This is a genomic window from Polaribacter sp. ALD11 (assembly GCF_002831685.1).
GTDB lineage: Bacteria > Bacteroidota > Bacteroidia > Flavobacteriales > Flavobacteriaceae > Polaribacter.
In genome coordinates this window covers 573425-598697 of record NZ_CP025119.1, presented here as the reverse complement: position 1 = coordinate 598697, position 25273 = coordinate 573425, and the positions used below count along the sequence as shown (strand labels likewise).

At 30.0% G+C, this 25273-nt stretch carries 20 protein-coding genes; 9 read left to right on the top strand and 11 right to left on the bottom strand.

The window, feature by feature from the left end:
• Nucleotides 1-3: 3 nt before the first annotated feature.
• The 3 genes from cas9 to CW731_RS02485 all read right to left on the bottom strand — a co-directional run bounded on the left by cas9 (nucleotide 4) and on the right by CW731_RS02485 (nucleotide 6266).
• Nucleotides 4-4161: a type II CRISPR RNA-guided endonuclease Cas9 gene (gene cas9, locus CW731_RS02495; protein ID WP_100945244.1), complete on the bottom strand. Its 4158-nt coding sequence runs from the start codon at nucleotides 4159-4161 to the stop codon at nucleotides 4-6.
• Nucleotides 4162-4376: 215 nt separating this feature from the next.
• Nucleotides 4377-5282 carry a DUF72 domain-containing protein gene (locus tag CW731_RS02490; RefSeq protein WP_100945243.1) on the bottom strand — a complete coding sequence of 302 codons (906 nt, stop codon included), beginning with the start codon at nucleotides 5280-5282 and terminating at the stop codon, nucleotides 4377-4379.
• Between the two features lie 15 nt (nucleotides 5283-5297).
• Nucleotides 5298-6266 (bottom strand): patatin family protein, encoded by a 969-nt coding sequence (locus CW731_RS02485; protein ID WP_100945242.1) that lies wholly within the window; start codon nucleotides 6264-6266, stop codon nucleotides 5298-5300.
• 45 nt (nucleotides 6267-6311) lie between these two features.
• Between CW731_RS02485 and CW731_RS02480 the strand changes: the two genes are divergently transcribed.
• From CW731_RS02480 to pepT, 3 genes are read left to right on the top strand one after another with little or no spacing between them, the layout of a single operon-like run.
• The gene (locus tag CW731_RS02480; RefSeq protein WP_100945241.1) at nucleotides 6312-7352 is read left to right on the top strand and encodes an oxidoreductase; all 1041 of its coding nucleotides are present in this window, start codon (nucleotides 6312-6314) and stop codon (nucleotides 7350-7352) included.
• Entirely contained in the window at nucleotides 7342-7917 is a 576-nt protein-coding gene (locus CW731_RS02475) for a hypothetical protein (protein ID WP_157812170.1), read from the top strand. Before CW731_RS02480 ends, CW731_RS02475 begins: the two co-directional genes overlap by 11 nt.
• A gap of 2 nt (nucleotides 7918-7919) precedes the next feature.
• Nucleotides 7920-9161: a peptidase T gene (gene pepT / locus CW731_RS02470; protein ID WP_100945239.1), complete on the top strand. Its 1242-nt coding sequence runs from the start codon at nucleotides 7920-7922 to the stop codon at nucleotides 9159-9161.
• A 140-nt stretch (nucleotides 9162-9301) separates the two neighbouring features.
• Here the strand turns inward: pepT and CW731_RS02465 are convergent, their stop codons facing one another.
• Complete coding sequence (locus CW731_RS02465; protein WP_100945238.1) at nucleotides 9302-9841, bottom strand: 1-acyl-sn-glycerol-3-phosphate acyltransferase; 540 nt, start codon at nucleotides 9839-9841, stop codon at nucleotides 9302-9304.
• Between the two features lie 91 nt (nucleotides 9842-9932).
• On the opposite strand from CW731_RS02465, the gene rmuC reads away from it, so the two are divergent.
• From rmuC to CW731_RS02450, 3 genes are all read left to right on the top strand, one after another.
• A complete protein-coding gene (gene rmuC, locus CW731_RS02460) occupies nucleotides 9933-11276 on the top strand; it encodes a DNA recombination protein RmuC (RefSeq protein WP_100947600.1) in 1344 nt (447 codons plus the stop codon).
• 95 nt (nucleotides 11277-11371) lie between these two features.
• Complete coding sequence (locus CW731_RS02455) at nucleotides 11372-11608, top strand: hypothetical protein (RefSeq protein ID WP_100945237.1); 237 nt, start codon at nucleotides 11372-11374, stop codon at nucleotides 11606-11608.
• Nucleotides 11609-11720: 112 nt separating this feature from the next.
• Entirely contained in the window at nucleotides 11721-11906 is a 186-nt protein-coding gene (locus CW731_RS02450; RefSeq protein ID WP_100945236.1) for a CsbD family protein, read from the top strand.
• Nucleotides 11907-12013: 107 nt separating this feature from the next.
• On the opposite strand, the gene glyA is transcribed toward CW731_RS02450, so the two are convergent.
• Nucleotides 12014-13288, bottom strand: coding sequence for a serine hydroxymethyltransferase (glyA, locus tag CW731_RS02445; protein ID WP_100945235.1), 1275 nt, complete (start codon nucleotides 13286-13288; stop codon nucleotides 12014-12016).
• Between the two features lie 196 nt (nucleotides 13289-13484).
• Here glyA and fahA point away from each other — a divergent pair, with 196 nt between their 5' ends.
• From fahA to CW731_RS02430, 3 genes are all read left to right on the top strand, one after another.
• Complete coding sequence (gene fahA, locus CW731_RS02440) at nucleotides 13485-14762, top strand: fumarylacetoacetase (RefSeq protein WP_100945234.1); 1278 nt, start codon at nucleotides 13485-13487, stop codon at nucleotides 14760-14762.
• 206 nt (nucleotides 14763-14968) lie between these two features.
• A complete protein-coding gene (locus CW731_RS02435; RefSeq protein WP_100945233.1) occupies nucleotides 14969-17224 on the top strand; it encodes an FUSC family membrane protein in 2256 nt (751 codons plus the stop codon).
• 195 nt (nucleotides 17225-17419) lie between these two features.
• A complete protein-coding gene (locus tag CW731_RS02430) occupies nucleotides 17420-18943 on the top strand; it encodes a carbon-nitrogen hydrolase family protein (RefSeq protein WP_100945232.1) in 1524 nt (507 codons plus the stop codon).
• 57 nt (nucleotides 18944-19000) lie between these two features.
• Here the strand turns inward: CW731_RS02430 and CW731_RS02425 are convergent, their stop codons facing one another.
• From CW731_RS02425 to ytxJ, 6 genes are all read right to left on the bottom strand, one after another.
• Nucleotides 19001-19279, bottom strand: a complete 279-nt coding sequence (locus CW731_RS02425) for a hypothetical protein (RefSeq protein ID WP_100945231.1) — start codon at nucleotides 19277-19279, stop codon at nucleotides 19001-19003.
• Nucleotides 19280-19371: 92 nt separating this feature from the next.
• Nucleotides 19372-20349, bottom strand: a complete 978-nt coding sequence (locus CW731_RS02420; RefSeq protein ID WP_100945230.1) for a deoxyhypusine synthase family protein — start codon at nucleotides 20347-20349, stop codon at nucleotides 19372-19374.
• Entirely contained in the window at nucleotides 20339-21283 is a 945-nt protein-coding gene (speB, locus tag CW731_RS02415; protein WP_100945229.1) for an agmatinase, read from the bottom strand. The genes CW731_RS02420 and speB overlap by 11 nt, the downstream gene beginning before the upstream one ends.
• A 47-nt stretch (nucleotides 21284-21330) precedes the next feature.
• Nucleotides 21331-22722, bottom strand: coding sequence for an arginine decarboxylase (locus tag CW731_RS02410; protein WP_100945228.1), 1392 nt, complete (start codon nucleotides 22720-22722; stop codon nucleotides 21331-21333).
• 527 nt (nucleotides 22723-23249) lie between these two features.
• Nucleotides 23250-24800 (bottom strand): DEAD/DEAH box helicase, encoded by a 1551-nt coding sequence (locus CW731_RS02405; RefSeq protein ID WP_100945227.1) that lies wholly within the window; start codon nucleotides 24798-24800, stop codon nucleotides 23250-23252.
• Between the two features lie 59 nt (nucleotides 24801-24859).
• Nucleotides 24860-25261, bottom strand: coding sequence for a bacillithiol system redox-active protein YtxJ (gene ytxJ, locus CW731_RS02400; protein ID WP_100945226.1), 402 nt, complete (start codon nucleotides 25259-25261; stop codon nucleotides 24860-24862).
• Between the last annotated feature and the right edge of the window lie 12 nt (nucleotides 25262-25273).

Genomic DNA, 25273 nt, shown 5'->3' with positions numbered 1-25273 from the left:
TTTTTAATATTCTCCTACATGAACTATTTTACCAATATGGTTTATTCTAATTTTAATAATATTTCTTAAAGGCTCTGTACTTCTAACTGAGCGGTAAGTAACTTCCGAAAGTTGTTTTTTATTCTTCAAAGACTCACTACCAACAACTTGAGTCTCTAAATGATGACTAAACATATAGTTTTTAGTTGCTATTTTTTGAACACGAAACAAATGTTTACTTATTAAATTATTATTATTTTCATTTAGTAAATCCGTTTCTAACGGATTAAATTCTTTTGAAGGAAAAAGAAACATTTCATTCTGTTTCATAGTAAATAAAAACAGCCAACCAATATTAGAATTATATTCTTTATCTATAATTGTTAAATTAGCATTTACTCTTGCCACAGCCTCATAAAAAGAAACAACTTTTTCTTGAAGCTTATCATTTTTATCTTTATAAATTGCAACATGATGATTGTTTCCAGTGCTAACAAAATCACTTTTTTGTTCTTTACCTTTTTCATCTAAAATATCATTCCCAAAATGGTCTTTTTTAACGTGTAAGTTTTCTGCATTTTTAATTCCACTAATTAAAACTCTTTTGATTGATATTCCTTTTTCTCTATTTAGCCAAATAGGTTTTTTATCTAAATCGGAAAAAGCTTCTTTTGCTTTACCTTTAAAATCTTCTAATCTTTTCTCTAAAATTCTTCTTACACCAACATCAATTACTTTTTGAAGTGATTTTAGATTACTGAAATTATCAGGATTAACTTCTTTTCTAATCGTGTAAATATAATTTTGAGTTTTTGTTTTTACTTGTTCTGGTACTAATTTATCAGAATCTGTGTAGAGAGGATTTTTTAACAATGTATTATTACCCGAAAAAGCTTTTTTAGCATCATCATTAAACTCCTCTAAACGTTTTAAAAGAGCTTCTCTATATGCTGGTCTTGTTACTTCAAGTATTTTTTCTCTTGTAAATTTTGCATTTACTTTTTCAACTTTTATTATATCTTCTTTTATTCTACCATAAATAGTTTCTTTATGTAATTGACCTCTTGGTGTCAACTGTTGCTTAATTAAATAGTTATCCTTTCCTCCTATTTTTGTTTTATTCTTGTTTTTGGTGACTACTTTATTTTTTGCTTTAAAGGAAATTAAAATATTTTCTATATGTTCTTTAGCTTCAGCTCTAAAATTTTCTGAAGGTGGTGTAAATTTTCTTTTTCTTCTTCCTTTCTTGTCTTTATATATTTTTGTTACTTTTTCTTTAATTCCGAGTAAATAACTTTTATCAAGGTTCTTTTTATCTTTAAAACTACTGTTTATTGCTGCTAAATTATTCAAATATTGAATATGACTAATCTTTGTAAAAGCGACTGTCAAAGCATCCATTGCATGATGTCTGTGGTCGTTTCTTTTTGTCCAATCAATAATTTGTTCAACTTTTTTATCGTATTTACGTTCTTCCCATTTTGTTAAACCTAGTGCTTTATATTTTGGAAGGTTTAATTCTTTCATTACATTTATTAGGTCCCAATCCTCTCTTAATTTGTCAGTAATGTTTCCTATTGTTGGAGTTACTTTTCTAAATACTTCTTCTAAAAGTTGTTTTGCTTTTTTTGCAATATATTGGCTATTCCTTAAATCTCTATCTATAAATCCATCAGGTAAATCTTTTTCTGAAAGTAATAATTTTTTATATTTCCCTGTTTTTATACTTCCAGATTTATATAGACTTTCAACACGTTGTTTGTAGTCTTCTAAACCTGAATTATATGTATTAGAAATGAAATCTATTGCTAAAGAATCTGCTTTTGCTAAATTTACATTTCTAAAAGCTAGCGTTTTGTTTGAAAAAGAATCATCAAATAACTTTGCTTTCGGGATTATATGCTCAATATCTATTTCTTTTGAAAATAGTTTTTCTGCAGGAATATATGTGTCAGTAAATAAAGTTCTATAACCATTATTTTCTAGCTCTTTATATAACTTATAACGAACAACATCATTCCTTGTAGGGTTTTTAATCTTAAATTCTGTTTTTAAAATTGTTCTAACTTTCTCATTATCTAAAGTAGCTTTATTAATATATTCAGTTGCACTTGCTCTTTCTTTTGCTGATTTTTTCAACTCTCGAGCCAGTTCTATTCTAATTTCATCAGGTTTTCCATATTCATCAACAATTTGATTGATGACATTTATCATTTGATTTAGAATTTTTTCTACAACAGGATTCCGTAAACTGTTTTTTTGTAATAATTCTAATTTATCTTTTAAAATTCTATTTCCCTGTTCTTCCCTTGTTAATGAATTAGAATGATTGTATTTCGCTAATTTACAAGCTTCAGGATAGTTGTGTCCTTCAGCCAAAAAAGGTATTATTTTTTTTATTGCTCTTGCAGACAAGCCTCCATAATCTTGTTGCAAAGAAACATTTGCTAACATATTAGCATACACTGGTTGAAAACCATATTTAAAATGAAGTTTCTTTTTTAATGAAACATTAGAATTGCCGTATATAATTTTATCTTCTTGAGAAATTTTATCATCATCTTGAGCAGAATATAATAAATGCCAAAATTGATAACTCTTTTGTTTGTCAAAATCATTTCCATCTAAATTAGTGTCAAAATATAGAATCTCTGATTGTACTCCAATTGATGAGAAAACTGCTTTTAATTCCTCTTTAATTTCGGAAGCTGTTTTTTTATCCCAATTTTCTCCATAACCTTCATTCTCTGCTATTTTATGATATACTTCATACAGTTTTTCATTTGTTTTATTGCCTTCAATACCTTCAGGAAAATTAGATTTCCATACTTTATTACTCAAACCCACAAATTTTAACAGCTCTTTTTCAGATAATTTTTTAGAGATATTTAATTCATCAAATAATTCTTGCCTAATTTCGTCTCCTAAAATTTGTTTTTCTTTTGTTTCCTTGTTCTCAAATTCTAGAATATTTAAAATAGCCCATATTTTAGATTCTTGAAAAAGAAGAGAAGACTTAGGCACTGCTTTATGGTATTTCTCAAACTGACAATTAGATATTAAATGTTTTTGAGATTTTAGCTTACGTTGATAAAAGATAACTATATCACGAATTTCTTCTTTCAATTCTGATGTTAATTCTTGATGAAATTCTGCTTGTGTTTCCCAAATTTTCTCAAATTCATCTAAATAATCTTGTCTATAAAAAACTTGATTTCTTAAAGAAGTATGTTTGTTTTCTTTTATTTGACTGTATAAATTCTGCCCAACAGTTTCGTTATTAAAGTATAGTTCTTTACTTCTATCACTAATTGCACCTAAATAACCACTAGAATTATTTAGGTTGTTGTTAATTTCAACCAAAACATAAGCAACTTCTTCAATCTTTAGTTGTTTAGAAATTGCTTCACTTCTCCATTTATAATGTTGTTTTTTTGTTTTATCTCTTTTGCCTTTATTTTCAGCGGTATAAATTCCTTTGATAGCTAAAAAACGTTTTCTAGAGTTTTGCTGTCCTTGATCTTCTAACTTCTGATACAATTCATCATCTAAAATATCTGAATAAAACTGCTTTTGAAAATTCCAAACTTTGTCAAATTCTATTTTTAAATCAGACCTATAAAAATCAGGAATAAATTTCTTTCCTTTTTCTAATAAATTATAGATATATTGTCCAACTGTAAGATTATTGTCATACAATTCTTTAGCAATCGCCATTCCATCAATTAAAGTACCTTCTTCTTCATTTTTAGCTTTTCTACTACTTTTATAGCCTCGTTTTTTATTTATAGCTAATAAAACGCGAGCAAATTCTTCTATTTCAATTTTTTCTGAAGCCGATTTTGCACGCAAACTTAAAGTTTGATGCGTTGTAGATTCTCCAACTTCTGTTAAAGCTGTATTTTTTGAAATTATTTTAGATTTCGTTAAAATCTCAATAAGGTTTTCTCTACGAAGTTTAAAACGTTGTAAATTTCTCCTTGCACCTCTTTTTAAAGTTCTATCTGCATTTGTAGTAATAGGTCTTCCCTTCTCAAAATTAGTTTGTTCATCTACAGTTAGCGGATTCACACGAACACCTAATTTTATAATTTCTGAGTTTTCATTTGTAGTTTCAGCTTCATTAACTATAGCCCAACCAATTGATGTAGTTCCTAAATCTAAACCTAAAATCTTTTTCATATTCAATAATTTATTATATTTTCTAAATATAAAATAAAAGAATAGTTAAAGATTATGGAAACCCGTAAAAAAGTTTATTTTATTTAATATATATTTGTAGAACAATTTGAAATCAATTCACAATAAGGATTATTCCGTTGTGAAAACATTTAAAGCGGCATCATAGAAATTATGATGTCGCTTTCTCTTTCTTAAATTTTTAAGTCAAGAAAAAATTACAACAAACTCATTTGTCCGTTAGAAGAATCTGCCTCTTTTTCATTCGGAATTTTCAAATCTAAACCAAACTCAGCATTTAGATTTTTAATAAAATAGGCAGCTAATAAAGGTGATGCTTCTTCTAAATTCTGATGAATAAAGAAATTAATGTTTTGTAAACCAGCATCTGTCCAATCTTTTAGCTTTAAAATCCAATCATCTAACCTATCATAATCTGTCGGGTGATTTGCGCCAACATACCTAATAAAAGCTTCATTATTGGTCAATCTCATGTGCAGCATATCTCTTCTACCAGCAGTATCTACCAAAACATTTGCAATGTTATTTTCTTCTAGTAATAAACAAAAATCATTTGCAATCAATGCATCAGAAAACCAATCTTTGTGCCGTACTTCTACAGCCAAAGGAAGATTTTTAGGCCAACTTTCGATAAAATTTTGAAGCAAATTAAAATTCTTAGTCCCAAAATTAGTGTGTAACTGTAAAAATATAGTTCCTAATTTTTCTTGCAGGTTGCTAAAATGATCAATATAAGAATTGGTAATTTCTGCTACTCCATTCAAGCGTTTCCAATGACTAATTTCCTGCCCTAGTTTTGGGAAAAATTTAAAATTAGCAGGAGTTTTAGCGTGCCATTTTTCAAATTGTTGCGCAGGGAAATTTCTATAAAAAGTGGCGTTCAATTCGATAGCATTAAACTGATTTGAATAATATACTAACTCGTCTTTGGTTCCTCTTGGGTAAAACCCTTTTAAATCTGCACGATTCCATTTTGCACAACCAACAAAAACGGTTGGTTTTTCTGGTTTTTGATAAGCACTTAAAACTTTAAATGTATTTGAGTTTGTGTTGGGTAAGGTAAAATCAATATTTTCAGGATGCGCTACTTTTCCGAATTTCATAGTATTAGTACGTTCTTAAATGTTTAAGTTTTCTACATCTTCCGCAGAATCTTCCATTTCTTGGTCGGTAAGAACATCTGGTCTAAACTCACTCATTTTTTCTTCGTCTTTAGATTTCGCATAATTAAAACCAGACTTCCACCATTTTTTCATTAATTTCTGATCAAAAACCAAAGAATTTGTTGTTAAAACAGTTGGTGTATAATATAAATTTAGTTTAATATCTTTATTCGAAGCCGCTAATTTACCAATAGTAATATTATGTCTTTCTACATGTGTTAACATAAAATCGAACACATCAAACAATAAAGAAAACGGATTTGTAGCTGGCAATCTGTTAATCTGTGTAACCTCAGTTTCTAAAATAATGGCATCAATTTCTGTTGCGCCTCTTAAAATAGCTTCTCTAATTGGTACTAAAGAACCAAAACCACCGTCTGCATATTGGCAGTGGTTTTTTTCAAGCAAACTCATAAACGGTACATAATTACAAGAACCCCAAATCCAATCACAGAAATCGTCATAGGTACAATCTGTTATAGATTTATATTCTATTTGATTTGCTGTTATATTAGAAACCGTAACCACTACTTCTTTGTTTGCTGCTCTAATTTTAACATACATTTCTTTTGTAATGTTCCTTTTAATTAAAGAACGTAAATTTTTGCTCTCTCCAAACGTTTTTCTACCGTTTAAAAAGTTCCAGAAAGTATTTAAATGATTAATAGTGATCACTTTTTCTCCAGCAATTTTCTTAATTTTAAAAGGATTGTTACTAAAAATAGTTTCTTGGTTTACATTGGTATATAATTCTTTTAATTCGTCTAACATACCCAGTGCCAGGTGAGAAACCATTAAACTTCCTGTAGAAGTTCCTAAAAACAAATCATATTTTTTATTTTCGTTTTTCATTAAGTATTGTGCAACCCCGCCTGCAAATGCGCCTTTACTTCCACCTCCAGAAATTACCAATGCTTTTTTCATTATCTATTATGATTTGTTTACTTTAGTGGCATAAAAATATCAAAAATGAACAGAATAATCGTACTTATTTTTACTTTCCTTTTTTTTATGGCGTGTAAACAAGAATACAAACCAAGAAACATCGAAAAAGTGACTATTAAGGCCTTTGAAATAGACAGTTCTAGTATTAGAGCAATTCAAGTAGTAGATAATGAAACCATATTTTATGCAGGCTCAAATGGTGATGTTGGTTTTACAACAGATAATGGTGCACTTTGGAATGTTTTAAATATTCGGTACCAAGATTCTATTATTCCGCATTTTAGAAGTTTAGCTTTTAATGGTTCAGATTACTTTGCATTATCTATCGGAAACCCTGCTTTACTATATAAAATTTCTGAAGGTGAAGCAACTTTGCAATATACAGAAGAAGATAAAAAGGTTTTTTATGATGCACTTACTTTTTTTGATGATAATTTACACGGAATTGCAGTTGGCGACCCTACAGAAGAATGTGCTTCTATAATTCTTACAGAAGATGGAGGTGAAACTTGGAATAAAATTCCTTGTGAAAATTTACCAGAAATTATTGAAGGGGAAGCTTTTTTTGCTGCAAGTAATACCAATATAAAAACAATTGGTAATACCGTTTGGATTGCTTCTGGAGGAAACAAAGCAAGAATTTTAAAGTCTACAAATTTCGGGAAAACTTGGCAGGTTTTTGAAACTCCAATAATTCAAGGAAATGGACCTCAAGGAATTTATTCGATCGATTTCTTTGATGAAAATAACGGAATTATAATTGGTGGAGATTACTCTAAACCTCTAGAAAACAAAGCAAATAAAGCAATTACTAAAGATGGAGGTAAAACTTGGACTTTAGTGGCTAACAACCAAAGCCCCAATTATAAAAGTTGCGTACAATATGTACCAAACACAGCAGGTAAAGAAGTTTTTGCAGTTGGTAAAACAGGCATTTCTTTTTCTAATGATGGTGGAATAACTTGGAAAGATGTTTCTAAAGAAGGTTATTATGCAATTCAGTTTATAGATGAAAATACAGCTTGGTTAAGCGGAGATAAAAAAATAGGAAAACTTGAGTTATAGCAAAATAATAGGTAGTATAACAGTTCTTTTTTTCGCTTCACTCCTATTGTATGCATGTAATCAGCAATCAGTATTAAAAGAAGATTTTAATTGTAAAGAAATATTCTTTAATAATTTAGAAGTCATAAAAGATATAAAAGGAACTTTTTCTGTAGAATTTCCAACAAGTTGGAAAACTAGCGTATACACAGATGAGGTTCAGTCTTCAATATATGCTGCAGATACAACCAAACAACTTACAGAAGCAATACTTTTAGATGTAAATTACATTTATAATTCCATAACTATTAGTGATATTTTCAAACTAAAAATTGAACATGAAAATTTATCAAATAAACTAATTCAGAAAACAGCAAAAGAATTTTCTTTTTTAGATAAACCAAGTTATTACGTAGTTTCTATCGGTAAAAAAGGAAAGTACAAATACAAATCGCTGCAAATTTTCGTGCATATAAATAAGGAGAAATCTTTAGTTGTAAAAGCAGAAATTTATGGAGATTCTTTAGTAAACCAAAGACTTTGTAAAGCAATAACGTTAATAGAAAAAATAAAACTAGAACAATAAAAATGATTGAGAAAAAACATATAACAGACCGATTTATAAAATATGTAACTGTAGATACCGAATCAGATCCTAACAATCCTGCTTTTCCTAGCACAGAAAAACAATGGAATTTAGCTAATATTTTAGTTGAAGATTTAAAAAATATAGGAATGCAAGATGTTGAGCTAGATGAAAACTGCTACATCATGGCAACTTTACCAAGCAATATAGAGCATAGAGTACCAACCATTGGTTTTGTTGCACACATAGATACAAGTCCAGATTTTACAGGAAAAAATGTAAAACCACAAATTGTAGAAAACTATCAAGGAAATGACATTATTCTAAATGAAGAAAAAAAGATTATACTTTCTCCAAATTATTTTGAAGATTTGTTGCAATACAAAGGGCAAACACTAATAACAACAGATGGTACAACGCTTTTAGGAGCAGATGACAAAGCAGGTGTTACAGAAATTGTAACAGCCATGGAGTATTTAATTCAGCATCCAGAATTAAAACATGGTAAAATTAGAATTTGTTTTACACCAGATGAAGAAGTTGGTAAAGGAGCTCATAAGTTTGACGTTAATAAGTTTGATGTAGAATGGGCCTATACCATGGATGGAAGCCAGATAGGAGAATTAGAATATGAAAATTTTAATGCCGCTAGCGCAATAGTTACTATTACAGGAAAAATTGTGCATCCTGGTTATGCAAAAGGAAAAATGATTAACTCCATGCACATTGCAAATGAATTTATAGCTTCTCTCCCTCCGGAAGAAGTTCCAGAGAAAACGACAGATTATGAAGGATTTTTTCATTTACATGATATGTCTGGGAATGTAGAAAAAACAGTTTTAGAATATATTATTAGAGATCATGATTTTGATTTATTTGAGCAAAGAAAATATTTAATGCAAAGAATTGCGTTTGATTTTAATGAAAGATTAGAACAAGATTTAATTGAGATTGAAATTAAAAATCAATATTTTAATATGAAGGAAAAAATTGTTCCTGTAATGCATATTGTAGATTTGGTAGAAGAAGTAATGAAAGAAATAGGAATTACACCAGTTATTAAACCAATTCGTGGCGGAACAGATGGTTCTCAATTATCTTTTAAAGGTTTACCTTGTCCTAATATTTTTGCTGGCGGACATAATTTTCATGGTCGTTTCGAATATGTTCCAGTAGAGTCTATGATAAAAGCAACTGAAGTAATTGTTGGTATTGCTCAAAAAGTTGTTGAAAAAAGTACATAAAAAAAAGCCTCCAGTAAACTGAAGGCTCGTTTCATAGCATATGCTATTTTGTAAATTTCTAAATAATAAAGCCCCTAATCTCTATCAAAAATTATTTACGACTACAAATTTAGTTTTTTTTTTTGATAAATACTATAATTTTATGATAATTCAGGTTTTTTACCTCTAATATTCTTGAAAAATACTTTGAAGTTTTTAAAATCTTCTTCCAAATCATTAGTGATATAATAAGGTTCTGATATTTTTACCTTTTTGTTTTCAAAATCTAAAGTAGCCATTACAATAGGTACATTTGCTCCTTTTGCTATGTAATAGAATCCTGTTTTCCATTTTTCTACTTTTTTTCTAGTTCCTTCAGGAGACAAACCTAGCCGAAACTCTTCTTTAGAATTAAATATTTCAATTACAGCATCTACTAAATTATTATTTTTACTTCTATCTACAGGTGTACCACCCAAAGCTTTAAAAAAATAACCAAAAGGCCATTTAAAAAGAGATCCTTTACCTATAAAATGAACCATTGTACCTTGACTCATTCTTGTTAGCATAGCAATAGGAAAATCTACCCAACTTGTATGTGGAGCAGCAATAACAATGTATTTCTTAGGTTCTTGCGGAAAACCATTTTCAACTTTCCACCCTAAAAGGGTGTGTAAAATAAATTTAGCGAGTATTTTCAAAATTTCTTTTAATTGATTGTTTACAAAAACCGAATATAAAGATTTTATCTTATTATTTAAAGTGATAAATTTAAGGACTTAAATTGATATGATGCCTGAAATAATTATATACTTATTAATAGCTATAATATTTGCCTTAATTGGTTTATTTATAGGAAAGTTACTTTCTAAATTAAACTTCGAAAAAGAGAGAACTATTGTAGAAAAGGAAAAGTCTACACTAGAAGAACGTGTTATTTTGCTGCAATTATCTAAAGATATCACAGAAAATAATTTTATTGAATCTCAAAAAGAGCTAAAAGATAATCAACAAGAAAAGGAAAAATTAATTACTTCAAATACAAGGCAAGAATCAGAAATAAATAATTTACAGTTAAAGCTAGCCGAAAATAAAGGAGAAGTAGAAAAGTTAAATGAAAAATTTACAAAAGAATTTGAAAATTTAGCAAATAGAATTTTAGATGAAAAATCATCAAAATTTACGCAACAAAACAAAGAAAATATAAAAAATATTTTAAGTCCACTACAAGAAAAAATAAAGGGATTTGAAGATAAAGTAGAAAAAACACACAAAGAAAGTATCGATTATCATGCCGCTTTACGTCAGCAAATTTTAGGTTTAAAAGAACTAAATCTACAAATGAGTAAAGAAACTATCAACCTAACAAAAGCTTTAAAGGGTGATAATAAAATGCAAGGTAATTGGGGCGAATTGGTTTTAGAACGTGTTTTAGAAAAGTCTGGTTTAGAGAAAGATAGAGAGTATTTTGTACAGCAAAGCTTTACCAATGATGAAGGCAAACGCGTATTACCAGATGTTGTAATTCATTTACCAGATAACAAAAAAATGATTGTAGATTCTAAGGTTTCTTTAGTTGCTTATGAACAATATATTAATGAAGAAGATGATGCTTTAAAAGAACGTTTCTTAAAAGAACACGTTGCTTCTCTAAAAAGGCACGTAGATCAATTAAGTGATAAAAAATATGAAGATATCTATAAAATAGAATCTCCAGATTTTGTCTTATTATTTATTCCAATTGAACCTGCGTTTGCCGTTGCTTTAAATTCTGACACCTATTTATACAACAAAGCATTTGAAAAAAACATTGTCATTGTAACTCCTTCTACCCTTTTGGCAACATTGCGCACCATTGATACGATGTGGAATAACGAAAAACAGCAAAGAAATGCCTTAGAAATTGCAAGACAAGCAGGTGCTTTATATGATAAATTTCAAGGTCTTTTAAGTGATTTAATAGGAATTGGGAAAAGAATTGATGATAGCAAAAAAGAATATTCTAACGCAATGAACAAACTAATTGATGGTAGAGGAAATATAATTACAAGTGTAGAAAAGTTAAAGAAAATGGGCGCAAAAGCTAAAAAATCGCTACCAGAAAATATTATTGATCGTGCTAGTTCTAATAACTAAAATTCTTTTGAGTTCTTATTTATATTGATATGGTTAATTAAATAGTACTCTAATTTTTATTTTTGATGTAATTAATATTCATTTAAAATATAATTATGGCAAAGAAAGATAAACCTAGTACAGAAAACGTAACAAAAGGAAATTCAGGAGACGAACTTGAAAGAGGTTTACACCCTTTAAAAGGAACTGTTAAAAAAGGATATAAAGATAAAGATAGCAGTAAAGATAGATTGAAAGGAGAAGATAAAGAGAAGCTAAAAGATCAAGTACATAGTGCAACTGAAGATGCTGATAAAGTTGCAGACAAAATTCAAAATTCTGAAAAAAAATAATTTTATCAAATGAGTTAGTATTTTAATTGATAGGATTAATTGATGAAGTAGTTTCCTATTAAATTTGTAGTATTATTAACAAGTACTATTTAAGTACACAAAAAAAAAGAATATGAATTCAGACACAAACGAAGGAAATTGGAAACAAATTAAAGGAGAATTTAAAGAACAGTTTGGGAAAGTGACCAACGACAAGTCTATGGAAGCAGAAGGTTCTTTTGACAAACTAGTTGGAAAAATTCAGGAAAAATACGGGAAGACTCGTGAAGAAATTGAAAAAGAAGTTAAAAGTTGGTAATCAACTTTTAGACCTTATAGCTAAAGAAAAAAGCATCAAGTTTAAACTTGATGCTTTTTTTTATATTTACTCACCTCAGTGAGATCTTTGAAACCACTACGTGGTTATTACATAACGAATAATCTTCTTGCACTCATCATTTCAGAGACACGTTCTCCTATTTCATGCAAAGCTTCTTCATTTTCTGCATTCTGAATTGCTTCATCAATAAAATCTACAACAGCTTTCATGTCTTCAACTTTTAAACCACGCGTTGTAATTGCAGGAGTTCCAATTCTAATACCAGAAGTTACAAACGGAGATTTATCATCAAAAGGAACCATGTTTTTATTAACTGTAATGTCTGCTTTACCCAAAGCTATTTCTGCATCTTTACCAGAAATATCTTTATTACGCAAGTCAATTAACATACAGTGATTATCTGTACCTCCAGAAATAATATTATATCCTTTTGCTACAAATTCTTTTGCCATTGCAGCAGCATTTTCTTTTACTTGAATTTGGTACTCTAAAAACTCATCTGTTAAAGCTTCTCCAAAAGCAATTGCTTTTGCAGCAATAACGTGCTCTAAAGGTCCACCTTGGTTTCCAGGAAAAACAGCTGAATTTATTAAAGTTGACATCTTTTTAGGTTTACCACTCTTTAAAGTTTCTCCAAAAGGATTATCGAAATCTTTACCAATCATAATCATTCCTCCTCTTGGTCCACGTAACGTTTTATGAGTTGTAGTAGTTACAATATGACAATGAGGTAACGGGTCATTTAAAATTCCTTTGGCAATTAAACCAGCAGGATGCGAAATATCTGCCATTAAAATAGCACCAACAGAGTCTGCAATTTCTCTAAACTTCTCAAAATCAATATCTCTAGAATACGCAGAAGCACCAGCAATAATCAATTTAGGTTTATGCTCTTTTGCCTGTTGCGCTACATGATCATAATCAATAATACCTGTTTCCTTATCAACACCATAAAAAGTTGGGTTGTATAGTTTACCAGAAAAATTTACAGAAGAACCATGTGTTAAATGGCCACCATGAGATAAATCGAATCCTAAAATAGTATCTCCAGGTTTTAAACATGCTGCAAAAACTGCTGTATTTGCCTGAGAACCAGAATGTGGCTGCACGTTTACATATTCGGCACCAAATAATTCTTTTGCTCTATCAATAGCTATTTGCTCTACAATATCAACAATTTCACAACCTCCGTAATACCTTTTTCCAGGATATCCTTCGGCGTATTTATTGGTTAAAATAGAACCTTGGGCTTGCATTACTTGGTCACTTACAAAGTTTTCTGAAGCGATTAATTCCAAACCATTTAATTGTCTTTCTTTTTCTTCCTGAATAAGGTCAAAAATTTGATTGTCTAATTGCATTGTTGTTGTTTTGAGTAAGAACCAAAAGTAATAAAAAACCAAATTCTTTTAAATAACTTTTTCGTATATTTTCAAGAACTTATTAAGATTTGTATATTTCAAAAAAAAGCAATGTTAAAAATAAGTTATTCGTGGAATTTCATTTTAAAAATGAGAAAAAATTCCATAGATTTGAACAAAATAAAGAATTTATAGAATGATCATAACAGCAAATAATCCGAATAGAAAATCATGGTTAAAAGTAGAGGAAGATTCAGATTTTCCAGTACAAAATATTCCATTCGGTGTTTTTATTACAAGAGATGATATAATTACAATAGGAAGTAGAATTGGTGATTTTGCCATAGATTTAGGTGCTTTTCATCAATTAGGGTACTTTGAAGGGATTCCTTTAACAGATGATATATTTTTACAAGATAACTTAAACGACTTTATTGCAGATGGTAGAAAAACTTGGCGATTGGTAAGAAATAGAATTGCAGAAGTTTTTGATGTTACTAATGGATCTTTGCGCGACAATGCAGACCATAAAGATAAAATTATCTTTAGAATGGACGAAGTTGAAATGTTATTGCCAGTTTCTGTAGGAGACTATACAGATTTTTATGCAAGTAAAGAGCATGCAACAAATGTGGGGTCTTTATTTAGAGATCCAGAAAATGCATTACTGCCAAACTGGTTACACATACCAATAGGTTATCACGGTAGAAGTTCTTCGATTATACCTTCTGGAGTGCCCGTTAGAAGGCCAATGGGACAATCTAAACCCGCAGACGGAAGTAATACCCCTGGTTTCGGACCTTCAAAATTATTAGACTTTGAATTGGAAATGGCGTTTATTACGACAGATGCAAATGTTATCGGTGATCGAATTCCTATTGAAGAAGCAGAAGAATATATTTTTGGTTTGGTACAATTTAACGATTGGTCTGCAAGAGATATTCAAGCTTGGGAATATGTGCCTTTAGGTCCGTTTTTAGGGAAAAGTTTTGCGTCAACAATTTCACCTTGGATTGTAACCTTAGATGCTTTAGAGCCTTTTAGAACAGACAACCCAAAACAAGTTCACGAGCCACTACCCTATTTAAAACAAGAAGGAAAAGGAAGTTATGATATTCATTTACAAGTAGGTATTCAACCAGAAAACGGAGAAGAAACAGTAGTTGCAAACTCGAATTTTAAATACATGTATTGGACCATGGCACAACAATTGGCACATCATACCGTAAATGGTTGCCCTGTTGAAGCTGGAGACATGATGGGTTCTGGTACAATTTCTGGACCAACGAAAGATAGTTTTGGTTCGATGCTAGAATTAACTTGGCGTGGACAAAACCCTATTACTTTAAAAGATGGCACAACACGTAAATTTATTAATGATAATGATACTGTAATTATGCGTGCGCATTGTAAAAATGACACGGTACGTATCGGTTTTGGTGAATGCGTTGGTAAAGTTTTACCTGCAAAATAGATAAGTCGATCATTCCTAAGAAGACAGGAATCTATAATATTTTAATTGAAACCTCACGCCTTTTTTAAGGTTGTGAGGTTTTTTACTTATCATACGTTTAAATTTCACACAAGAAACAATATTCATTTATATAAAACCAATTAAAGCAACCTTCTAAGAGAATACTTCATCCGATTATCCTAACTTTACAATTAAATTTTAATCACTTGAAAGAAAAAATAAAACAACTAGAATTATTTCTGAAAAGATCTAACTTTGATCGAGGAATTCGACTCGGAGTAGGAATTCTTGTCCCTTTTGCTTTGCTGTATCTTTTAGGATACGCGGAGTATGCACCAGCTATTGTAGTGGGTGCTTTTTTAAATGCACCTGGTGACATTCCTGGAAGTGTTAAACGTAAGGTTAATGCTATTTTAATAAGCATAGGATTAACGATGGTTATTACAACTATTATCCTATTTTCAAAACCTTTTCTCCCGCTTTTATTATTAGCACTTACAGTGATTTCATTTGTGGTTTCACTGATTTCTGTATATGGTTTTAGGGCATCTTTGGTCTCTTTTTCTGGATTGTTGGCAATGGTAATAGCATTTGCAATTCAAAAAGAAACTGCAAACGAGATTTTAGTTCAAGTGACCTTAATGGGAATTGGTGGTCTTTGGTATTTGGTATTATCTCTTCTTTTTCAAAAATTGGCGCCTAAAAAAGATCAGAATCAACTATTGTCAGACACCCTCTTACTTATTGGTGAATATTTAAAATTGCGAGCAAAATTATTAACAAAGAAAACAAAGCGAGAAGAACTACTTAAGCAGACTTTTATCCTTCAAAATCAGATAAACGACAAACACGAAACACTTCGAGAAGCATTGCTTACCGCTCGAAAACGTTCTGGTCGTTCGCGTTATGAAGAAAAACAATTACTTATTTTCGTCTCTACTATTCAAATTTTTGAATTGATAGAAGCCAAACATTTAGATTATAAAATGATCGATAGTATTTTTGGCGAACGTAAAGGCTTCTTAAAAGCTTCAAAAAAACTAAACAAAGTTATGGGAAACCATCTCATACTTTTGTCTGAATTATTAATTCAAAATGATAAAATTCCTAACAAAGAAGTTTTATTAAAAGCCCTGTCAGAGGCAAATGAATCTATTACAAAGTATATTGATACTGTTAAATTACCTGAAGCACGTGAAGGTGCTTTGGTTTTAAAAAACTTGTACGATTATCAAGAACATCTGCTTCAAGAAATTAGAGCGATTAGACGTGTTATGGCAAATGTTCAAGACGCCTCTAAAGTATCTCTAAAGAGAGAAGATTCGAGTCAGTTTTTAACACTTCAAGAATACCGATTAAATGTTCTTATTCAAAATTTTAGTTTAAGTTCTACAATGTTTAGACACTCCTTTCGTCTTACCATCTCGATTGTGTTTGCGTATCTTTTAGGTTTTATTTTTGAAATACAAAACGCCTATTGGATTTTGCTGACCATTATTGTAATTATGCGACCAAGCTATGGTTTAACTAAAGAGCGTTCAAAAGACCGTATTATAGGTACACTTATTGGAGCTATTATTGCTGTTGGTATTGTACTTATTACTCAAAATGTAATTATTTATTCTGTACTGGCTTTTATTTCTTTAATATTGGCATTTTCATTAATTCAGCAGAATTACAAGTCTGCTGCTGCGTTAATTACCATTAGCATTATTTTTGTCTATTCTTTAATGAACCCTAACTCCTTTGAATTGATTCAATATCGTGTTATCGACACCATTATTGGAGCTACTATTGCTGTGGTTGCCAATTATATTATTTTACCTAGTTGGGAGGCTAATAATCTAAAAAAGATACTATTGAATGCTTTAAATATGAACAAAAAATATCTTTTAGCAACTCAAAAATTATATCAGGCCCCAGCAGCCCACAAACTTTCTTATAATTTGGCTAGAAAAGAAGCATTTCTTGCCATCAGTAATTTAAATGCATCCTTTCAAAGATTAACACAAGATCCTAAATCGAAACAAAGGGAATTTCAACTGATTTATGAAATCGTAACGCTTAACCAGACAATGATTTCGGCAATTGCATCTATCGGAAATTTCATCATCAACCATAAAACGACTCCTGCTTCCGAAGATTTTAACGTATTGATCAATAAAATTTCAAATACACTACAAATATCTTGTGATAGTTTAGCATATTCAAAAGTAAAAAAAGAAGTCCTTGAAGAAACTGTTGAAAATGCACAAGAAAAATTGTTTGAGAAATATCATCAATTATCGAATTTGCGAGATGAAAACATTAAAAAAGGGAATACAGAATTAGATACTGAAACACTTCATGGCCTTCAGGAAGCTTATCTGATCTCTAACCATATGAACTGGCTAAAATCCCTTTCAGAAAGCTTAAAAAAAGCTACCGAACGCTACTGCTCATCTACCGTGATTCGTCAGTAATCTTTTTTCTTAATAAAGCAGTTAACAAAAATAAATCTCCCTATATACTTCTACTTGATTTACAGTTATCTATATTGGAATTAGATATAAAAAACAACCACGAAAATATTTTTTTATTTTTTAAAAACAATCATTTTTTTATTTAATTTTGTTATCATAATATATGGTCTATTTTAAAAAACCATAACAAATAAAATGATAAAAAATATAGAAAATATTGAGCTTCATTATTTAACATTAACTGATTATAAACAGTTTAAAGAAGCAATGATTCAGGCATATTCAAGTATGCCAGGTTCTTATTGGAGTGAAAATCAAATTAAATCTTTAATAGAAAAGTTTCCAGAAGGACAGGTTATTATAAAGATAAATGGTGATCTGGCAGGTTGTGCCCTTTCTATTAAATTAGATTATGATAGTTTTGATGACCAACACACCTATGAAGATATTACAGGTAATTATACTTTTGATACACATGATGAAAGTGGTGATGTTTTATACGGAATAGACGTTTTTATAAAAAAAGAATACAGAGGTTTACGCCTAGGTAGAAGGTTGTATGACTATAGAAAAGAATTAGCAGAAAAACTGAATTTAAGAGGAATTGCTTTTGGAGGTAGAATTCCGAATTATCATAAATTTGCTGCTACTTTATCGCCTAAAGAATATATAGAAAAAGTAAAACGTAAAGAAATTCACGATCCTGTTTTAAACTTTCAGATCTCAAATGATTTTCATCCATCAAAAATTTTAAATGGGTATTTAGAAGGTGATGAAAATTCGGGTGAATTTGCTGTTTTATTAGAATGGGACAATATTTATTACACAAAGAAATCAAAAAAAGCAGCAAGAAAGAAAACAGTTGTTCGTTTAGGATTGATTCAGTGGCAAATGCGTTTGTATAAAGATATGGAAGAATTAATGCAACAAGCAGAATATTTTGTGGATGCTGTTTCTGCATACCGTTCTGACTTTGCGCTATTTCCAGAATTTTTTAACGCGCCTTTAATGGCAGACAATAATCATTTACCAGAATCTGAAGCAATTAGAGAATTGGCAAAATATACGCCAGAGATTGTTCAGAAATTTTCTGAATTAGCTATAAGTTACAACATCAATATAATTACTGGTAGTATGCCAGAAATAAAAGATGGCTTATTATATAATGTAGGTTACATCTGTAAAAGAGATGGTTCTACAGATCGTTATGAAAAACTACATGTAACACCAGATGAAGCCAAAGTTTGGGGAATGCAAGGTGGAAATCAATTAAAAACATTTGATACCGATTGTGGTAAAATTGGTGTGTTAATTTGTTATGATTCTGAATTCCCAGAATTAAGTAGGTTATTAGCTGATGAAGGAATGGATATTTTGTTTATTCCGTTTTTAACAGACACACAAAATGGTTATTCTAGAGTGCGTCATTGTGCACAAGCGAGAGCCATAGAAAATGAATGTTATGTTGCCATTGCCGGTAGTGTTGGTAATTTACCAAAAGTAAATAATATGGACATTCAGTATGCACAATCGATGGTTTTTACACCGTGTGATTTTTCTTTTCCTGCAAACGGAATTAAAGCAGAAGCAACCACAAATACAGAAATGATTTTAATTGCTGATGTTGATTTAGATTTATTGAAGGATTTAAATAAATTTGGATCTGTAAGGAACTTAAAAGATAGAAGAAAAGATCTTTTTGAGTTGCGTAAAAAATAATTTAATTCTATTACAAAGTAAAAAAAGCTCCGAATTTCGGAGCTTTTTTTACTTTATTTAATCTTCATCTTCTAGGTCGTCTAGGTCTAAATCTTCGTCTTCATCAAAAGAATCTTCATCTTCTGCGTAATCTTCCATAGTTTGCTCTAATTTCGAACTAATTTTTACTAAATAAATAGTAGTTTCAGTTCTAACTTCTACCGCTTTTATGGTCTCTCCTTTTGCATTTTTAAAGGAAATAATATCTGAATAATCATATCCATCAGGATATTTTTCAACTAACATATCTAAAATATCGGTTGTTAGTTTTGTATAGTCTACAATTACTCTGTTCATCTTTTTAAATCTTTATAAATATGTCTGTTTTGAGCATAGTAGAGACAAAAAAACTACCTTTCGACTACACTCAAGAAGACATTGTTCATAATTTACATTTCTAACAAGTAAGCAAAAATCAAAGGAGCAACAATAGTTGCATCACTTTCTATGATAAATTTTGGCGTATCGATATCTAGTTTACCCCAAGTAATTTTCTCATTTGGCACTGCGCCTGAATACGAACCATAACTTGTTGTAGAATCAGAAATCTGACAGAAATAACTCCAAAAAGGAGTATCTGTTCTTTCCATATCTTGGTATAACATTGGTACCACACAGATAGGGAAATCTCCTGCAATTCCTCCTCCTATTTGGAAAAATCCAATTCCGTTATTTGAATTATTTGTATACCAATCTGCAAGAAAAGTCATGTATTCGATACCAGATTTTACCGTAGACGCTTTTAATTCACCTTTCATTACATAAGAAGCAAAGATATTTCCCATCGTAGAATCTTCCCAACCTGGACAAATTATAGGTAGGTTTTTCTCTGCAGCAGCATACATCCAAGAATCTTTTATATCAATTTCGTAATATTGCTCTAAAACGCCAGATAACAATAACTTGTACATGTATTCATGAGGTAAAAAACGCTCACCATTAGCTTCTGCATCCTTCCATATTTTTACAATATGCTCTTGAATTCTTCTAAAAGCCTCCTCTTCAGGAATACACGTATCTGTAACTCTATTTAAACCTTGCTCTAACAAATCCCATTCGTCTTGTGGTGTTAAATCTCTATAATTAGGTACGCGTTTGTAATGAGAATGTGCTACTAAATTCATAACATCTTCCTCTAAATTGGCACCTGTACAAGAAATAATATGCACTTTATCTTGACGAATCATTTCTGCAAAAATCTTACCTAATTCAGCTGTACTCATTGCACCAGCTAAAGAAACTAACATTTTATTCCCTTTATTTAATTGTTCTTCGTACCCTTTTGCAGCATCTACTAGAGAAGCAGCGTTAAAGTGTAAAAAATATTTTTCTATGAATTCTGAAATTGGTTTTTGATTAGTATTCATCTTCATCATTTTTAAATTTAGCTAATTTACTAAAAGAGTTTTCTTTATTGTTTTCTTCACCAGTATCATAAGAATCTTCATTAGAAGCAAACTTATAGCTTAACATTTTGTAGAATAATTTAGCCGCTAGAAAATCAGACGATTTTTCATTTTTGTTCGGACATAATTCAACCATATCAAAACCAACCACATTTTTCTCTTTGAAAACTTGTTTTAAGAACTCTAATGTTTCATAATACAACAAGCCACCAGGTTCTGGTGTTCCTGTAGAAGGCATAATTGAAGGATCTAACGCATCTAAATCAAACGTAATAAACACATTTTCAGTTAGCTGATCTACAACATCTTCCATCCAATCTTCATTCACAGCCATGTCATGTGCAAAAAAGACTTTATCAGTATTCATATTTCTTTTCTCAGAAATATCCATACTTCTAATACCTACTTGCACCAAGTTTGTATTCAGGTTCGCTTCATAAACAGCACAAGCATGGTTGCATTTAGAACCTTCGTACTCTTTTCTTAAATCTGCATGTGCATCTATATGTAATACTGTTAGATTATTAAAACGCTCACTAAAAGCTCTAATAGTACCAATAGAAATAGAGTGTTCTCCACCAAAAACAGTAACAAATTTATTTCTATTAATATATTTTTTAGTAATTTGATGTACTTCTTCTACCATTGCTTCTGGTGAAGAGTTTTCTGTAATTGCATCCGCTAAATAAATACCTTCTTTATAAACTTCAGAATCTGTCTCTATATCATACAATTCCATGTTTTCAGAGGCGTCTAAAAAAGCTTGTGGTCCTTTGTCGGCTCCTTTTTGCCATGTGCTTGTTCCGTCATAAGGAACAGGAATAATTACAATTTTAGATGTTGATAGATTTCCAAATTCTTCTGGAATTCCTGCGTATGTTTTCTTTGTGTTCATTTTATTTTTTGTGTTTTAAAAACACTATTTTTTATTAATCAGATTATTTAATACCCTAAGATTGACAGTAATTCGCTACTTTTTTGTTGTTCTTTAAAAACATTAAAAGTTAGTTCTCCGTTTTGATCTCTATCTATTAGTAAATGCTTTGGGTGCGGAATTAAACAATGCTGCAATCCACCAAAACCACCTATAGATTCTTGATATGCTCCCGTATTGAAAAACCCAATATACAATGGATTATTTTTCTCGTAAACAGGTAAATAAATTCCGTTTATGTGTTGTTCAGAGTTATAATAATCATCACTATCACAAGTTAATCCTCCTAATAAAACACGTTCATATTGTTTGTTCCATTTATTAAGTGGTAACATTATAAAACGCTTGTTTATTGCCCAGGAATCTGGTAATGTAGTTATAAATGAAGAGTTTATCATATTCCAAAGCTCTCTGTCATTTTGTTTTTTCTGGTATAAAATCTCATAAATTGCGGCTCCAGATTCGCCAACAGTAAAACTTCCAAATTCTGTGAAAATATTTGGAACATCTACTCCTGCCTCATCACACGCTTGCTTAATTTGATTGATAATTTCATCAATCATATACTGATAATCATATTCAAAAGCCAATGAGTTTTTAATAGGAAATCCGCCACCGATATTTAAACTATCTAAAGTAGGACACACTTTTTTAAGGTTGATGTAAACGTTTAAACATTTCATCAATTCATTCCAATAATAAGCATTGTCTCTAATACCAGTATTGATGAAAAAATGCAGCATTTTTAAATCAACCTGTTTATTATCTGCTATTTCACGTTCATAAAAAGAAACAATATTTTTATAACCAATACCTAATCTAGAGGTATAAAACTCAAACTTCGGTTCTTCTTCGGAAGCAATTCTAATACCAACTTTAAAAGGTTTAGACGTTTCTTTTTGAAGTAAAGGAAGTTCTTCATAATTATCTATAATAGGAATTACATTTTTATGTCCAGAATTAATCAAGTCACCAATATTTTTTATGTATTGATCGCGTTTAAATCCGTTACAGATAACAAATGTATTGTCTTTTATTTTCCCCTCTTTCTTTAAGTTATTTACAATATCAATATCAAAAGCAGAAGAAGTTTCTATATGGATATCATTTTTTAAAGCTTCATTTAAAACATGTTTAAAATGAGAACTTTTTGTACAATAACTATAAAAATAATCTCCTTTATAGTTATGTTTTTCCATACTATTTTGAAACCATTCTTTAGCTTTATTGATGTTTTCTGATATTTTTGGCAAATAGGTAAACTTTAAAGGAGCGCCATATTTAGCGGTTAATTCCATTAAATTAATTCCATGCCAAAACAATTTGTTGTTTTCTGTTTTGAATTCTTCTTGAGGGAAATCGAACGTTTGCTCGATTAAATCTATGTATTTTGTGTTCACTTTGTTTTTTAAATTATTAGTATGATAAATTTGTTTAAACTAAAACACTATCAATGTTTTAGGGTAAATAAAGTCCTTATAAAATAGGGGTTTATCACTGTAATATTTGCAAGTAAACAACATGCAACTTTGAGAAAAGCTGCAATTCTGGAAGAATTGAAAACGGAGATACCTTAATTTTTTCGTTGCATTTCCAAAATGCTATATAACGCTCGTGCTCCGATAGAGAGTTAATTCCGAAATAAGAAAAACTATACATTTTACTTAAATAAGTTAAACAAATGTATATTATTTTTGAATATAAAAAACAAAAGTTAAAAAAAAATGAAAATTATTTTTGTCTTATTTTTTTCTTTTAAACATAGGCTTTAACTGCTTTTTAATTAAATTCTTTAAGAAATAAGTCTACTATAGGCTATAATTAAATATGTAATTCTCTCTAAAATTAATTTTTATCTTATAAATAAAAGATATAATTATATGAATAAAAAAAAGCCCTGAAAATTCAGGGCTTTTTTATTTATATTTTATTCCTCAATTGGTGGATGTCCATGAATTTCTTCATAATCTTCATCAAAATTAGAACGTAAGTAAGCATTTAATTTTTTTCGATAATCATCTTTTAACCAAGTAACAAAGTTGTGTGTACTTTTAGAAATACATTTAGCATACCTGTTAATTCTATCATCAATCTCCTCACCTATCATTTTTGCTAAAATTAAAGCATCAAAAACATCTTCACTGTTTTCAATACACATTTTTGCATGATGTATAATCGATTTCTCTAAAACTCTTTTAGAAGATTCTCCTGTTTTAATAGTATCTATATACACTTTTTTCATATCGAAATAGGTGTCTGTAGATTTTGAAAATTCTTTTTTAACATCTGCTGGAAGCTCATATCTAAACGTGCTTTCTATTTCTTCATCTGAAAGAATAGCATCTAAATAATAATCTGGCGCTCTAAACATTTTTTGCCAATCTAAATCTGCTCCCCAAGGACCAAATCTATGAAAGTTGTTTCCTAGATCAATTACCTCAAAAGTATTGTTATTACCAAAAACACGAGAACCACGCCCAATCATCTGGTAATATAGCGTCAACGATTTTGTTGCTCTGTTTAAAATAATAGCTTCAATACTTGGTTCATCAAAACCAGTTGTTAAAATACTTACAGAACTAATAATTGCGTTTGGTGTTTTGTGAAACCATTTTAAAATAAGTTCACGCTCTTTTTTAGTATTAGTATTGTCTAAATGTGCAATAGGATATCCTGCCTTTTTAAACGCATGAAACACTTGAATAGACGTATTAATTCCGTTATTAAAAATTAGTGTTTTTTTACCTTTTGCTGTTTCTTCATATGCACTTACTAGTTTTGATAGCATATCTGTATTCATATACAAATCTTCAGAAGATTTTACTGTATAATCTCCATTTGCACCAACTTCTAAAGAAGTTAACCCAACATTATAAGAATACATATTAGCTTGTGCTAAATAACCGCTTTCTATTAAATGGTGAATTGGTTCTCCAACAAATAATTCTTGATAGTTCTCATACATTGGTAATTTAATGTTAGAGCTTAAGGGAGTTGCTGTTACTCCTAAAATAAAAGCATCATCAAAAAATTTAAAAATTTTGGTAAAAGAATTGTAATGTGCCTCATCTACAATGACCAAACCGATATCTGAAATATCTAATTTTTCATCTGTTAGCCTATTTTTTAGGGTTTCTACCATTGCAACAAAACAATTGTAGTCTTCTTGATCATCTAATTGCGCAGTACTATTGATGATTTTATTATTTACACCAAATTCGTCTAGCATTTTAGACGTTTGTTTACTAAGCTCAATTCTGTGCGTTAATACTAAAACTTTCTTCTTAAAAGTTTCTATGTAACGTCTCACAATTTCAGAAAATATAACTGTCTTCCCACCTCCTGTTGGTAATTGATATAGTAGGTGATAATCTTTAGGTGCCGTTTCAAAGCGATTAAAAATCTCTTGAAGTGCATCTTTCTGATATCCGTATAATTCTTTACCTACTTTTACTTGTGAAGTGTTTGTTTCTGTCAAAAGGTTAAAATTTTTAAGCTACAAAAGTAAGACTTAAAATAGGTTATTCCCAAATTAAACTATATAAATCTCGATAAATTGGTTTGTGTAATGTCATAATGTGCAGCATCATACACCGAAACACCATTTTTAATCACAATAAGTTGTGGCGATTGGTGCATCAATTGAAAGGTATACCCCACTTCATCTGAAACACTTCTGTAGTTTAATAAATCTAAATAATAAACTTTTAAATTCTCATGCTCCTCTGTAAAAAGTTTTTCAAACTGTTTGATAACCATACTACTAATTCCGCATCTTGTAGAGTGCTTAAAGATAAGAACAGCCTCTGAATTAGATTCTTTTTTAATAACTTCTAATTGCTCTAAAGATGTTAATGGATTCCAATTTAAGTGTGACTTTCTTTCTAGTTTTGTTTCTTTATCACTTTTTCCTCCAAACATCTTGTTAAGTATACCCATTTCGTGCTTTTT